11 protein-coding genes are annotated in these 15367 nt (G+C 46.3%); 5 read left to right on the forward strand and 6 right to left on the reverse strand.

The genetic code is table 11. The features are described from left to right. Genes BUQ91_RS10830 through BUQ91_RS10840 form a run of 3 tightly spaced genes read right to left on the reverse strand, consistent with a single transcriptional unit; the run spans position 1 to position 2380 of the window. On the reverse strand, positions 1–1110 hold the full coding sequence (locus BUQ91_RS10830; RefSeq protein WP_074209287.1) for a GTP pyrophosphokinase: 1110 nt from the start codon (positions 1108–1110) through the stop codon (positions 1–3). Next, entirely contained in the window at positions 1110–1679 is a 570-nt protein-coding gene (locus BUQ91_RS10835; RefSeq protein ID WP_074209288.1) for an HD domain-containing protein, read from the reverse strand. Before BUQ91_RS10835 ends, BUQ91_RS10830 begins: the two co-directional genes overlap by 1 nt. A 2-nt stretch (positions 1680–1681) precedes the next feature. Further along, positions 1682–2380 carry an SIMPL domain-containing protein gene (locus BUQ91_RS10840; RefSeq protein WP_072829847.1) on the reverse strand — a complete coding sequence of 233 codons (699 nt, stop codon included), beginning with the start codon at positions 2378–2380 and terminating at the stop codon, positions 1682–1684. 218 nt (positions 2381–2598) lie between these two features. Between BUQ91_RS10840 and pgi the strand changes: the two genes are divergently transcribed. Beyond that, on the forward strand, positions 2599–4263 hold the full coding sequence (gene pgi / locus BUQ91_RS10845) for a glucose-6-phosphate isomerase (RefSeq protein ID WP_072829849.1): 1665 nt from the start codon (positions 2599–2601) through the stop codon (positions 4261–4263). Between the two features lie 113 nt (positions 4264–4376). On the opposite strand, the gene BUQ91_RS10850 is transcribed toward pgi, so the two are convergent. Continuing rightward, positions 4377–6314: a putative bifunctional diguanylate cyclase/phosphodiesterase gene (locus BUQ91_RS10850; protein WP_254842333.1), complete on the reverse strand. Its 1938-nt coding sequence runs from the start codon at positions 6312–6314 to the stop codon at positions 4377–4379. Positions 6315–6602: 288 nt separating this feature from the next. On the opposite strand from BUQ91_RS10850, the gene BUQ91_RS10855 reads away from it, so the two are divergent. Further along, positions 6603–9806 carry a histidine phosphatase family protein gene (locus BUQ91_RS10855; protein WP_074209289.1) on the forward strand — a complete coding sequence of 1068 codons (3204 nt, stop codon included), beginning with the start codon at positions 6603–6605 and terminating at the stop codon, positions 9804–9806. A 146-nt stretch (positions 9807–9952) separates the two neighbouring features. Further along, positions 9953–10342, forward strand: coding sequence for a hypothetical protein (locus tag BUQ91_RS10860; RefSeq protein WP_074209290.1), 390 nt, complete (start codon positions 9953–9955; stop codon positions 10340–10342). Between the two features lie 9 nt (positions 10343–10351). On the opposite strand, the gene BUQ91_RS10865 is transcribed toward BUQ91_RS10860, so the two are convergent. Beyond that, a complete protein-coding gene (locus BUQ91_RS10865; RefSeq protein ID WP_254842334.1) occupies positions 10352–13021 on the reverse strand; it encodes a TIGR02171 family lipoprotein in 2670 nt (889 codons plus the stop codon). Between the two features lie 124 nt (positions 13022–13145). Between BUQ91_RS10865 and BUQ91_RS10870 the strand changes: the two genes are divergently transcribed. Beyond that, positions 13146–13547, forward strand: a complete 402-nt coding sequence (locus tag BUQ91_RS10870; RefSeq protein WP_074209291.1) for an RDD family protein — start codon at positions 13146–13148, stop codon at positions 13545–13547. Between the two features lie 3 nt (positions 13548–13550). Continuing rightward, on the forward strand, positions 13551–13949 hold the full coding sequence (locus tag BUQ91_RS10875; RefSeq protein WP_074209292.1) for a hypothetical protein: 399 nt from the start codon (positions 13551–13553) through the stop codon (positions 13947–13949). Between the two features lie 303 nt (positions 13950–14252). On the opposite strand, the gene BUQ91_RS10880 is transcribed toward BUQ91_RS10875, so the two are convergent. Further along, positions 14253–15236 carry an AAA family ATPase gene (locus BUQ91_RS10880; protein WP_074209293.1) on the reverse strand — a complete coding sequence of 328 codons (984 nt, stop codon included), beginning with the start codon at positions 15234–15236 and terminating at the stop codon, positions 14253–14255. Between the last annotated feature and the right edge of the window lie 131 nt (positions 15237–15367).

Raw genomic sequence — 15367 nt, forward strand, 5'->3', positions numbered from 1 at the left:
TTACTGGTTCATGAACGAGAGTTTCAACGCCTTATCGTATAGTCGTTTCGCCCACTTTTCGTGACTCGCCGATTCACCGTAAAGATCATCCAAAACAGTCCGGATGCCCGCCACGCCACCACCTTTTTTCAGTATGAACACAGCAAGCAAACTAATCACGCCCAACGAAGAATCAATAATGTCCAAATCCGTGCTCGCAAGTTGGAAAGCCGCCAAATTATAGGCATCGTCGGTGTTTTCCTTGATTAGCCGGTCAACATCGCCAAGCGTCTTGAATCGCAAAAATTTTAACGCCTTGAGGAATGGCATAAGCGAGGATTCATGAATTTCGGCCTGGTTGATTGCCGCAATGCGTTGGTTCAACTTATCAAACGGTCGCAACTTCAAATAATTCGTAAACGAGTCGCCATTCAGCGCAACCTCATCAAAGCGCCCCGAACGCACCAGCGATTGCACATGGAACCTGTAATTATTGAGATCCGTACGGATTTTGCTAAACTGTTCATCAATCAATTCCAACATTCCCGCAAGGCGATTCAAGTTGCGCAAGTATTCCCGAGGAATTTCAAAACCCGACTTGTAGCCCGTATCGTGATCCAGCACCGCCCACACATGCTGCAAAGCCGTGCGCAATTGAATTTCAAAGTGAATTTCATTTATTTCAGGGCATTCCGGATCTTCGTACAGAGATTTCGGGATGGTACATATAAAATGCAACGAATTATATCCAAAGCTATCGAGTTCGTGCATTTTACGTTTATCAACGCTGTTTTTCCAGTCAATTTCGAACAAACTTTCAACAAGTGCCGCAATTTTGTCCACATCGTCATTGTAGAACGCAATCACGCGGGCACCCAAAATGTCCGTCAAATCCGCCAGAGACTTATACTTGCCATTTTTACGTTCAAGTTTTTCGGCAAGGCTCGCTTCTGCCTTGATTCGCGCTTCAACGGCAGTCACATAAATGTTATTCTCTGCCACTTTTTTCTTGAGCAAATCACAAACAAAATCTTTCAACCGCTCATAAATTGGCTTTTTTTCGCGATAATCCTCAAGAATCATCGTTTCAGCAGGATTCAACCCATATTTTTCTACAGAATCTTCGCCCATTATTTTCTACCACCAAATATTTTTTCAATTAAATCCGAAAATTCCGAATAAGCAAAAGTTCCTTCAAGTTCTTTCAGGGCCGCAGCCAAGCCACGATAATGCCACTCATGCTCTTTTATATCGGTCACATGGAAAATATTCCAAAGTTCATCGCCTTTTTGTACAAAATCGCGATAGATAATTCGAGCATTGCTTAACTTGTCTCCAAGCGCCACCATTTTTGCATCGCGACTTGCACGCGAAAGCCTGTCAATTGCAGCCTGCTTGCGGGCATGCCAAGAATCCGACTCGTTCACGCCTTCCATGAACACGTCAGATTCTTCTTCCACGAGTTTAGCCACACGGTCTCCAAATTCTCGACGGATATCATCCAACGTAACAGACGTATCTTCAACGGTATCGTGCAAAATAGCCGCCGCCAAAAGTTCCTGATCGGTTGTCATCGTAGCGACAATTTCGACAGCTTCCATCGGGTGGACAATGTAAGGGAAACCTTTTCCGCGACGTTCCGTGCCAGCATGAGCCTTGACCGCAAAAACAATAGCCTTATCGAGAACTGAAGTATCCATAATTAGTCCTCTAAGAAATACTGAACATTGGTAACAACGCGGACATTCTTGATGTACGGCGTATTTTCATCGCGGTCACTAATGGAGAACTGCCCCTGCGATGCAGTCTTGATTTTTCCGAGTTTGCTATCGGAATCCGCTGCAAACTTTTCACCGGCAGCACGGGCATTCTTGTTTGCTTCATCAATCATCGCGGGCTTAATTTCGTTCAGGCCATTGAAACTGTAAAGTTTGCGGTAGCGGTAATCATCACCACTGAACGCAATACCTTGCTTCAGCAAGTCGCCCTGTTTGCCCATGATATCACGGACGCGGTCCACATTCTTCGATGCAACCGTCGTCACGACAGTCGCAATGTAGCGGAACGGGCGCTTGTTGTCGCCATAACGTTCGCCTTGCACATCTTCGATTTCCGGAGCAGACCAGCTGATTTCGGAATCCACAACGCCATTGTCGCGCAGGAACTTTCCAAGCGTTGCATTTTTCGCCTGCACTGCATCATAGATTACAGAGAGGTCATTCCCGACTTCCTTGTACACGATAGGCCAAATCACAAAATCCGCTTTAACTTCGCGTTCGGAAAGGCCTCGGACAGAAACAACACGGTCCCTATCTTTCGTGTGCATCATGGCGCAATAGAGGAAAGCACCAAGACCGAGAATTGCAATTGCCAACACCAAAGCTTCTTTTACTCTAGACATATATTTCTCCTTCGCCGCAAAACACCCACGGCTATAAGTTTAATATACAATCTTGAGTAGTTACTAGTTATTGGTCAATGGTCATTAGTCGTTGGTTTTTACCCAAGACAACAACATGATTATACATCTAATGACCAAGAACTAATGACTAAAGACCACATTCTAATTTCTATATTTTCCCTCGTAACAAAAACCCGCGTGTGCGGAAAGGATAATCTATGTCTAAATTGACTGATTCTAAGGAATGGAAGGCCCTCGAGGCCCATGCCGAAGTCGCCAAGACTTGGCAGATGAAGGAACTCTTCGCAAAGGACCCGACTCGCGCTGACAAGTTCAGCGTCGAAGCTTGCGGACTTTTCCTCGACTACTCCAAGAACATCATCACCGACGAAACCATGGCAAAGCTCCAGGACCTCCTGAAGTCCGCAGGTTTCGAAGACATGCGCGCCAAGTATTTTGCTGGCGAAAAGATTAACACCACCGAAAAGCGCGCTGTGCTCCACACCGCTCTCCGCTACAAGGGCAACGATCCGATCTGCGTCGATGGCAAGGATGTGATGCCCGAAGTTCGCCGTGTGCTCAAGCACATGGAAGAATTCACCAAGCTCGTCCGCACGGGCAAGTGGAAGGGCCACACCGGCAAGTCCATCAAGTACGTTGTGAACATCGGTATCGGCGGTTCCGACCTCGGTCCGGTGATGGTCACCGAAGCTCTCAAGCCGTATGCTGAAAAGCCGGCTGCTGGCGAATACTCTCCGGAAGTCTACTTTGTTTCTAACATCGACGGCACCCACATGGCCGAAACCCTCAAGAAGGTGAACATCGAAGAAACGCTCTTCATCGTTGCTTCCAAGACATTCACCACTCTTGAAACCATGACGAACGCCGAAACTGCAAAGGCTGCAGTTCTCAAGGCTTTCAATGGCGACGAAAAGTCCATTGCCAAGCACTTCGTCGCTCTTTCCACCAACACCGAAGCCGTTTCCGCTTTCGGTATCGACACTGCTAACATGTTCGAATTCTGGAACTGGGTTGGCGGTCGTTACTCTCTCTGGTCTGCAATCGGTCTTTCCATTGCTCTCCGCATCGGTTTCGACAACTACATGAAGCTCCACCAGGGCGCTTACGAAATGGATCAGCATTTCAAGACCGCTCCGGCCGACAAGAACCTCCCGGTTATCCTCGCTCTCATCGGCGTTTGGTACAACAACTTCTTTGGCGCTTCTAGCTACGCCATGCTCCCGTACGACCAGTACCTCCACCGCCTCGCTGCCTACTTCCAGCAGGCAGACATGGAATCTAACGGCAAGACCGTCGATCGCGATTCTAAGCGCGTGAACTACCAGACGGGTCCGATCCTCTGGGGCGAACCGGGTACGAACGGCCAGCACGCCTTCTACCAGCTCATCCACCAGGGCACCAAGATGATTCCGTGCGACTTCATCGCCCCGGCCAACAGCCACAACAAGATTGGCGACCATCACCAGAAGCTCCTCTCCAACTTCTTTGCACAGCCGGAAGCCTTGATGAACGGTAAGACGCTCGCTCAGGCTCAGGAAGAACTCCGCAAGGATGGTAAGTCCGAAGAAGAAATCGCATTCCTCGCTCCGCACAAGGTATTCGAAGGCAACAAGCCGACCAACTCCATCATGATGGACTACGTTTCTCCGGAAACGCTCGGCGCCCTCATCGCCATGTACGAACACAAGATCTTCACGCAGGGCGTTATCTGGAACATCAACAGCTACGACCAGTGGGGTGTTGAACTCGGTAAGCAGCTCGCCAAGAAGATCCTCCCGGAACTTGCCAAGGCTGATGCTGAACTCAACCATGACAGCTCCACCAACGGTCTCATCCGCTGGTTCAAGGCTCACCAGGCTTAATCGCATGTCATCCCGGACTCCGTTCCGGGATCGCCATTGCCAAACGCAATTAAAAAAGTCGCAGCATTCCGCTGCGGCTTTTTTCATACCCTCAATAAATTCTACAAGTCGTTTTACGCGCTTATTCCCTTCTCTTCGAGCACCTTCATCACCTCGTCATACGGGAGCGGTTTCGAGAAGTAATAACCTTGTACGCGGTCACAACCGATTGCCTTTAGAAATTCCAAATGTTCCTGCGTTTCAACACCTTCAGCAAGTGTTCCCAAATGCAGGCGTTTAGCCATTTCGACCATCGACTGGATAACTACTTTGGACTTTTCGGTAAAGTTTCTCAAAAAGACCATATCAATCTTGATAAAGTCAAAATCATAATCCTTCAGCATATTCAACGACGAATATCCCGAACCAAAGTCATCCATCCAGACTTCAAATTTTTCATCCTGGAATCGCTTTATCTGTTCCTTGATATAGCCGCCATCATCATCTTCCAACACGGATTCCGTGATTTCGATATGAAGCATTTCGTGCGGAACGTTGTACATATCCGTAAAGCGCTTGACTTCTTTATAGATTTCGCTCAGCTTAAAATCCAAGCGCGAAAGATTGAACGAAACCGGCACACATTTATGCCCTAAATTCACCTCATTGCGATACCCTTCACAAACTTTTTTTAGAACAAATACATCAAGCTTATGAATCAAATGGGCTTCTTCAAGCACCCCAATAAAATCCAAAGGCGAAATCATACCATGGACAGGGTCCATCCAACGGGCCAGTGCTTCGAATCCACATAGTTTATTCGTCTTGACATCGATAACAGGCTGAAAGAACACCTTGATATGTTCGTTTTCGATTGCCTCGTCAATATGCGTAATCAAGTACATTTTCAAACGTTCACGAGAACTCATTTCGTCAACGTAAACAGCAACATACTCGTCATAACGGCCCTTGATAGAAGTTTCGGCAAGGCGAGCTCTCATAAAGCATCTTTCGATATTCTCGTTCGGTTCGCGCTGCGCATAAACGCCAGCCTTGACTTCCAATGCACCTTGCTTCGAAAAAGCGTGTATTTTATCGTGTATTTCTTTTACTTTAAAATTCATCCCGGCAACATCGCCAATCACACGGAACATGTCACACGAAACACGAGTTACATAACGTTCGCCAAAAAGTTTCCGGAGTGTTGAAGCTAAGACCTTGAGTGCAGCATCGCCCTCGCTAAAACCATACCTTTCGTTAAACGCCTTGAAGTTATCCACATCAAAAACGACAAACGCAAAACGGCTCTGCGTATCTTTAGAAAGAAGTTCCTGGACATAATTCGAAAACAGCAACGGGTTTGGAAGTCCCGTCAGCTCATCTCGGTTACGAGCAATTTCGGCCTGTTGCGTCAAACGGATTGCTCTGAAAATCAACTTTACAGCAATCGTAAGCGTAAGCCAGAAAAGGCTAGCTACGAACACCAAATAATTCAAGAACTCAGGCGTCACTTCGATCATGCGCACGCAAACATACATAGCAAGGTTCACGAACATGCTGAACGCCGTAACAAAGCCGATAAAGTCAAAACGCACAAAAGCTCGAGCGTCGCGGACACGTAATATCTCGTACCAAACAAATACCCACCAAAGAATAATGGCCACAGCATCTACAATAAATGCCATAAGTTGGGTTTTCCCGACTACCATACCTAAATAGCCAATTCCCACAAAAGAAGTCATCATAAAAAGCGACAGCGACCAATGAACCGAAAGACGCTTATAACAAACAATTACCGCAACAGGAATCAACAACACACGGCTTGTGTAATCAACAATTACATCCACCAACAGCGGAACAGCCCCAAACACATGAAAAAGCACACTCATCACGCCATGGTAAATGAAGTCCGATAAAATCATATACGGACATAACGAAAAAACGACGCCCCAAAAAAGGACCTCTTTCATTTTCTTTTTTTCGCCCAGAACGACAAGTGTCGCGAGGTAAACGCTCCCTACTAGCAATGACGGAAAAAAGAACACGTGACTCGCATATTCAATTAAGCTCATAATCACCTATTCCTTATGGTATAATATAATGAAACTACAGCGTTATAGCAAAACAAACGTGAAAAACAGCACATTTCAAACGCCATTAATACGCCTTTTATCGTAAAAAAAGTTTTCGCCCCCTAAAACAGTTCAAATCTTACATTGAAAAATGCCCTAAATTTCGCTAAAAAGCCCAAATTTGACAAATAATCAATGCTAACGAACTAACAAATGTAAGAAAAAGAAAAGATTATTTTCTAAATTTGCGGCGCGAGATAACAATAACAACCCCATAGGGAGCATTATATGAATTCCAAAATTCTGCTCATATCATCAACATTCTGCTTGGCTATGCTGAGCGGCTGTTTTGAAGAAGCCACCGAGGCAGCAGCAAACGAGATTCAGGAAAACCTGACCTCGGCTGTAGCCTGCACCACAGAACCGCTCAAGGACAATAGCGGTGTCAAGATCATCTGCGGAGGCGATTCCGTAGGCGTCGTATTGAACGGTAAAGACGGAAAAGACGGCAAGGATGGCGAAAACGGAAAGGATGGTCTTTCTGGCAAGGATGGCGAATCCTGCTACGTGACCAAGAATACCGAAAAGAACGGTTACGACGTTTTCTGCGGTGAAGAAAAGCTCGGCTTCCTTGCAAACGGCAAGGACGGTGTAAATGGTAAAGACGGCGAAGATGGCGCTCAAGGTGAAAAGGGCGACAAGGGTGATAAAGGCGATAAAGGAAACAAAGGCGACAAGGGAGACAAAGGAGATAAAGGCGACCAAGGCGATAAGGGTGACAAGGGTGATAAGGGAGACACCGGCGATAAAGGTGACAAAGGTGACTCCGGCAAACAAGGTGAAAAGGGCGATACCGGCGCTCAAGGCGAGAAAGGCGACAAGGGTGCCGATGGCGAATCTTGCACTGTTGTAGAAAACACTGAAATTGATGGTTACGATGTTATGTGCGGCAACAAGAAGGTCGGCGTGCTCCGTAACGGTAAAGATGGTAAAGACGGCGAAAAGGGTGACAAGGGCGATAAGGGTGATACCGGCGCTCAAGGCGAAAAAGGCGACAAGGGTGACAAGGGTGACTTCTGCTCCGTGAAGGTCAACGCTGAAATCAATGGTTTTGACGTTGTGTGCGGCGACGAAAAAGTCGGCGAACTCCATAACGGTTTGGACGGTGAAAAGGGCGAAAAAGGTGACAAGGGTGACAAGGGCGATACCGGTGCTCAAGGCGAAAAAGGCGACAAGGGCGATAAGGGTGACGCTGGCGAATCCTGCACCTTAGTGATTAACAAGGATATCAATGGTTATGACGTTATCTGCGGCGATAAGAAGGTCGGCGAACTTCATAACGGTCTGGATGGAGAAAAGGGCGAAAAAGGTGACAAGGGTGACACCGGCGATAAGGGTGATACCGGTGATAAAGGTGAAAAGGGTGATAAAGGCGACAAGGGAGACAACGGTGAAAACGGTCTCGATGGAGCTTCTTGCACAATTTCGCTGAACGAAGAAATCAATGGTTACGATGTTATCTGCAACGACAAGAAGGTTGGTGAACTCCGTAACGGTAAAGATGGCGAAAAAGGTGAAAAAGGTGACAAGGGTGATAAAGGCGATACCGGAGCTCAAGGCGAAAAAGGCGACAAGGGCGATAAGGGTGATAAGGGTGATGCTGGCGAATCCTGCACCATCACAGTAAATAATGAAATCAATGGTTATGATATTATGTGCGGCGACAAGAAGGTCGGCGAACTCCATAACGGTTTGAATGGTGAAAAGGGTGAAAAAGGCGATAAGGGTGACAAGGGTGATACCGGCGCCCAAGGCGAAAAGGGCGACAAGGGTGATACTGGCGAAGCTGGTAAGAACGGTACCGATGGCGAGTCCTGCACAATCGCTGCTAATAAGGAAATCAACGGTTACGACATCCTCTGCGGTGGCGTAAAGGTTGGCGAGCTCCTCAATGGTAAAGACGGCAAAGACGGTGCTAACGGCGAAAAGGGTGAAAAGGGCGATAATGGCGAAGATGGCGCTAAAGGCGAAAAAGGTGACGCTGGTGCCGATGGCCAGTCCTGCACTGTTGTTGAAAACGCTGAAATCAATGGTTACGACATTCTCTGCGGCGGCGTAAAGACCGGCGAACTCCGTAACGGTAATGACGGTAAGGACGGCGAAAAGGGTGAAAAAGGTGATCAAGGTGAAAAGGGCGATAAAGGCGACAAGGGTGACACCGGCGATAAAGGTGAAAAGGGTGATCAAGGCGAAAAAGGAGATAAAGGCGACAAGGGTGATAAAGGTGAACAAGGCTATATGGGTGAAAAGGGCGAACAGGGCTTGCCGGGCGAATCCTGCACTGTCATTGAAAACCTTGAAATCAACGGTTACGATATCCTCTGCGGCGGCGTAAAGGTTGGTGAACTCCGCAATGGTAGTGATGGCCACGATGGCGACAATGGTGTTAAAGGCGAAAAGGGTGATCCGGGCGAATCCTGCACCGTAGTCGAAAACCTTGAAATCAACGGCTACGACGTTTACTGCGGCGATACAAAGGTCGGTGAACTCCGCAACGGCAAGGACGCCATCCTTCCTTCATCCAGCAGCATCGCTTCTTCTAGCAGCGAAATCGCATCTAGCTCCAGCAGCGAACCGATTCCTTCTAGCTCAAGCGTTGAACAACTCAGCGAAGCATGCACAGCACTCCGCGCTAAAACAGACGTGTTCAATTCCCTGTACGATGTGCTCGGTTGCACCCTCTCTAACGAAAAGGTCGCTATCGTTCTCCGCCACGCCCAGCGTGACATCAATAAATACGGTGACGAGGACGGACTCATCGAAGTGGGCAGACAGCAGGCAAAGCAAGTCGGCGAAAAGCTGAAAAAACTTAACCTCGGTGACTTCTATTACATGTACACGAACGTCAAGCGCACTGCTGAAACCGCTCAAATCATCGCAGTGAATAAAGGCCAAAACGTTTCTACAAACTTGAACGACTGGCACAAACACAGCATTGACGGCCTTAGCGAAATCAACTTGAACTTGAAGGAATCCTGGTACATCAGACCCAACGGAAATGCCGGCAACTGCAAAGGCAGCGCAAGCTGGGGCTGGAGCTCTTACTCAAGAATTGCATATCAAGAATACGATAACAACAGCAACCGTCAGAACTGCGAAAATGCATTCTACCCCATCGCTGACAGAGTTAACGATTTCATCAACACCTACTTCACCTACGACCAAATGCACAAGTACACCTTGGCCATTTCACATGACCAATACACGGTCCCGTTTGTCATTACCATCAGTAACAAGCAAATCCACGATGACGTAGTAAACTCGAAGTATGACCTCCGCTTCCACAAGCACGACAACTGGCCACCTGACTTCAACTATTGGATTAACTACCTTGCAGGTTTCGTACTTATCGTGAACGAAAACAACAATGTTGTTAAGATCCCGGTCAAGGCTCTCGACGACGGGTTCTTGCGTAAATACGAAAATCCGTAAAACGATTTCTAATTCTCTCCAAGCCCCCTTCACGGGGGCTTTTTTTTATTTCAAGGAATACAACAAACCCCTTCGTAAAGTAATTATTAAATAACTATTTTGTAAGTAATACTTTGTTTTATATTTAGGGGAAAGGAGGTTACAAAATGGAAAACTTTTTCAATTCATTGTGCGACATTTTGGCAACCTCTCCCTGGTGGGTCCAAATCCTACTCGCATTTTCCATTGGACTTTGCGTTCTTTCGATTTTGTCCGTTTTTATATGCGACCTGCTTTTTATCCCATTGTATGGCGTACGAGTGCCTCAATTGCCTACGTTATACGTATGGCATGCCGGAATAAGTTTGCTCATCGATCTTTTAAAAACGTTCCATATTCCGACTAAAAAACTTGAACGCTGCAAGAATAAATACGAAAACGATATTAGAAGATTGGAAAACATCAAAGAACACATTATGCGCAAGGCAGCACTAAAAGAACCCGTTCAAAAAGAGCCCTCTCTTAGCAAACATTCTTACAAAGACATCGAAGAGTGACTTAGCGCTCTACTTTTCCAGCGTTTTTATCAACGAATCTAAACGAGTAGACAAATGTTTTGCACCAACAAAACTCAGATGGTCGCAATCATTTGCCATATCATCCGTATAGTCATGCATCCCAAATTTATTTTCGTCCACCATTATAAAATGCGGATACACTTGCGCTAAAGAATCAAAATAGGCCGCCGTTTTTAAAGCTTGGCTCCGCTTGGTTCCATGCCGCCCAAAACTGCCCGTATTTGCATAACCAGGAGACTGCGGATAAACAAGTCCAATAATTTTAAAGCCTTTGTTTTGCGTGCTGTCAATAAAGGCAGTCAAGCTATCCACACTATTGTCATAATTTTTTTGCCAACTTGCGAGCATGGCAGAATCATTCTTAATCTCTGGATTGTCACTCCAATAGCCGGGTTCCAACACCAGCAAGCCCTTCATATACACATAATTCAAAGAATCGGCTCTTGTATAGCCAACATTGGCATCGACAAAGCGAACAAATGATTGAGGCAGACCTTCTTTCCAGAAATTATGGTTTCTGTCATAAAAATAACCCGGAGCCTGTCCAAACGCATTCTGCATTCTACTAGCCTTAGAATTATGCATCAAATCATACGATATTTCAACAATCAAATACTTTAAATTTTTAGCATGCGGAATAAAATAATTATCCATCAAATAGAGTGATGCCCAAAGACTCCCACCAACGTATCCAAAATTAAGAGCCGATTTTGATATCTGCGTTGGGTCAAATCCCCTTTCAGTGCGGGATGTTCCTACGGCTATCACTTCTAAAGAATCATGCTCGTCCCAAAACATGCGCATTTTCAAGCTTGCAGCTCTTTCACCGCCTTGATAAATAGGGTCCCAGTACACGCCTGCACTATCCAAATCAAGATCTTTATTTCCAAACGTATTCTTGGGCATCACCCACATATTAGGGTGCCACAAATCTTCGCCTTCGACCAACTCGGTCACGCTAGAATCAAGAACATTCACTAACGCAAGTTTTGCATGTTCTCCTTGAAAATCAACAAGCGATACAACAGCTAGATTATCGCGATTCACCCATTCAGAATGATCAAACGAAAAACCTTTTGGCGCAGGAATTGCCTGTACCATTTTACCATTGCTATCCGCAACAAGCAAGCGTTCATGCACCCCGTATTTTTCATTTGCAAAAGACCTCCCTGTAGAACCGCCAAAATCCAAAAACAGCGTCTGATTCAAGCCATCCTTCGAAAGTGACGCATTGCAAGCCTGCTCACCATTATACCATACATCATCTTTTCCATTCACATGCACGCGCAACCTACGCGCTCCCGATACAGCTCGATTCAAACTTTGCGAAACACCGCTGTGGTACGCACCATCCATCAGTTTCTTCGCTTGTCCAAACTTCCCGTTTGAAAAAGGAATAATCCATGTCCCGCGAGCTAAGAATTCCGCATCATCGCTATTATCGGATGCATTGTCGACAAACACAATCGAAGTATCGCCACCTTCACTTACATGCCAACGTGGAATCACAGCCTTTTCAACATCGAGCTTTACAAGGCCACCATCATTTGCATCCAAGTTTCTTACATATACCGAAGAGGGGCCATCAACACCTTCTATCCCCGTGCAAAAAGCAACCTTGCTTCCATCAGGCGAAATATCAGGATGAAATACTTGAACCGTATCAAAAATTTCTATAGCACCTGGACTTCTGCCATCATAATCAATATAAACCAAATTGCCTGTCACATTGTTTCTAAAAGCAAGTTTCGAATGGTATGTTCCCACCTTCTCACGAACATCCGACGAGAAAGCCATCATCTTCATGTAATTTGTTGCAACACCATTTTGCTCATCTAATCCAGTGGCTTCAGGAATTTTTCCAAACGCCAAACGAAATCCTATATACCCAGATAACGTCGAAGGAGTTACAGGATAAACATCTCCACGAGTATTCAGGTTCATTTCAGAAGGAGCCTGAACCATCATACCCCCCTTGACGACTTTTTCAAGCGAACCAAACCAATCATTTGTCAGTTCAAGAGCGTTCCCCGCCAAATCACAAAAGCCAACCGAATCAGGGAACATGCACGGCTCATGGAGTTCAAAATTCGAATTTGTAGAATTCCAACTATACTTTTCAGGATTCCATGACTGCGATGCGGCCATCACCCATTCCGCTTCGGTCGGTAAACGAAAACCTTCTACATCGGAAAGAACTTCAAGTCCTTCTAAATTAATGCAATGACCTTTCGCATTAAAAAAGGGCCTATGGTACGCATAAACCGAATCATATCCAAACAACCTGCTATACGCATTTGCAAAAAGGACAACATCATAATAGGACACATTAGTTACAGGCAACTTATCATTTGCACAATCCAATGCAAAGTACCAGTCCTCATCCTTGGCAATTTTATCGAATTCAGCGCATGTCACTTCATGAATTCCTAGCGAGTAAGCGGAATCCAGCTTTACGCGCACAAGATTCTTGCCTAACAAAACAGAAGCGCCGTTAGGTACAATTTTCATCATTCCTTCACGAAGAGAATCCAGCACGATTACAGGAGTCGACTCCGAATCGACACCCACAGCCGGATTTTCACGTCCATTCCCATGCGAATCCGAGCATGACGCAAGAACCACGCATAAAAGGAAACACGCAAACAATCTTCTCATGGCTAAATCGCAAAAACACATGAACATAAAATAAAAAACTCTTGAGCAATATTTACCATGAACGGAATAATTTTCATCAACACTCATTGAAATAATTCGTATATTCACATACAAAGGAGTCCTTATGGAACAAAAAAGAATTATCGCCTGCTTTATTGATTTTTTAATCGCAGCCGCAATAAGCAACATACCCTTCATCCTGTTAGTCATGCTACCACTGATTCAAAGGAACGGGCAAATGGAACCTAAGGAACTAATGGCAAAGACCTTACTTGCATCATTAATCGCAATGCAGTATCTCATATTCCGCGATGTTCCAAGCGGCGGCAGCATCGGAAAAAAAGTGATGAAATTGAAAGTCGTTGATATCGAAACGCAGGCGCCCGTTTCCACCGGCAGAAGAATCCTCCGAAACGTCACTTGGCTGTTAAGCTGGATAGAAATTTTCGCATTCATAATTACAAAGAAAAGAATTGGTGATAGAATCGCAAAGACCACCGTTGTTCCCATATCCAAACAACAGTAATCAATGGAAAATTTTTTCGGCACACTTTATCAAGTTTTCGCCACCTCGCCCTGGTGGGTGCAAGTCATTCTCGCATTATCCATCGGTATCTGCGCGCTCTCATTTTTAGCAATTCTAGTTTGCAGTCTTTTTCTAACTCCAATATGCGGGACTCATCACTCAATCGTACTAAAGCCAATATTACTCCATACATGGCACGCAGGCATCGTCACTCTCATCGCCATTTTTAAAGCGTTCCACCTCCCCACAGAGGGACTTGAACGCGGCAAAAGAGCCTACGAAGAAGAAATCTGCAAAGTCGAAGGAATCAAACACAGCATAAGCAATAAAGCCAAGACTAAAGAAGCGGATCCACCAAGCAATCCCCTCGGCAAGCACTCCTACAAAGACATCGAAGAATAGTTCAATAGCAAAAAACAACGCCCCGTAAGGCGTTGTTTTTTTTCAATGTCAAAAAAGGAGATTCCCACCTAAAGGTGGCCATGCGCACTATGGAACAAAGTTCCAAGTGCTGTCCGCCCGCTCGGAGCGGGAATGACAAAGTCTCGCGGCTCTCGCCTTTACAGACCGCAACGCTCCTCCGCAACGAGGAACCTCCAGCTAGAGCGTTGCTCTCGCCTTTACGGCAGTTGCGCTTTTCAAGCGCACTGCCTGGCGGCTCGGTCATAGTCGTTCAAGCGAGCTTGACGACTGCGACGCTCGCCTTTACGGCACTTCCACAGAATCCAAAATCTTCTGCACGACGGTTTCAGCAGTGACTTCTTCTGCTTCGGCTTCGTAGCTCAAAATCACGCGGTGGCGCAACACTTCCATCGCGACAGCCTTCACGTCTTCCGGCGTCACGTAAGCGCGGCCCTGGATAAACGCATGAGCCTTCGAAGCCTGGGCAAGGCCAATAGAAGCACGCGGCGAAGCGCCCACTTCCACAAAGCCCACCAAGTCACTACGCTTGATGCTACCCGGATCACGCGTTGCCAAGACCAAGTTCACGATGTATTCGCGCACGCGTTCGTCCACATAAACCTGCTTCACAAGCTCGCGAGCCTTCAAAATGTCTTCCTTCGTTGCAACAGCCTTCGGCTGGCGGAGTCCTGCACCCGAAACAGCATCGAGAATCTTCATTTCGTCTGCCTTGTTCGGGTAGCTCACCTTTACCTTCAAGAGAAAACGGTCCACCTGAGCTTCCGGCAGCGGATACGTACCTTCCTGTTCAATCGGGTTCTGCGTTGCAAGCACCAAGAACGGTTCATCAAGCTTGAACGTTTCATCGCCAATCGTGATGTGGCGTTCCTGCATAGCTTCGAGCAAAGCACTCTGCACCTTCGACGGAGCACGGTTAATTTCATCAGCAAGCACAAGGTTCGTAAAGAGCGGGCCCTTGCGCGTTTCGAACTTTGCTTCACGGGCGTTATAAATCGTCGTACCGAGCAAGTCTGCCGGCAGCAAATCAGGAGTAAACTGGATACGCTTGAAGTCGAGCGACACGGCATCTGCAAAAGCCTTCACCGCAGTTGTCTTGGCAAGGCCCGGAAGACCTTCCAAAAGCACGTGGCCATCTGCCAAAATGCCCGTCAGAATGCTTTCGACCATAGCCTTCTGGCCAATCACCGTATCTTCAACTTCATGCAGCAAGTTCATGCAAAAAGAACTCTGCTGTCTAATCTTTTCCGAAAGTTCCTGAATATCCATTATTTAACCTCTAAGTTTTTTTCGCTCTTTAAGATACTAAAATCTTTGAAAAAAAACAAATGCGTTATTCATTGCAACGACCTCCTCGGCCCGATAGTGCATCCAAAGCAGATTTTTTCACACTCAGCTTT

The organism is Fibrobacter sp. UWB11 (genome assembly GCF_900143015.1).
GTDB lineage: Bacteria > Fibrobacterota > Fibrobacteria > Fibrobacterales > Fibrobacteraceae > Fibrobacter.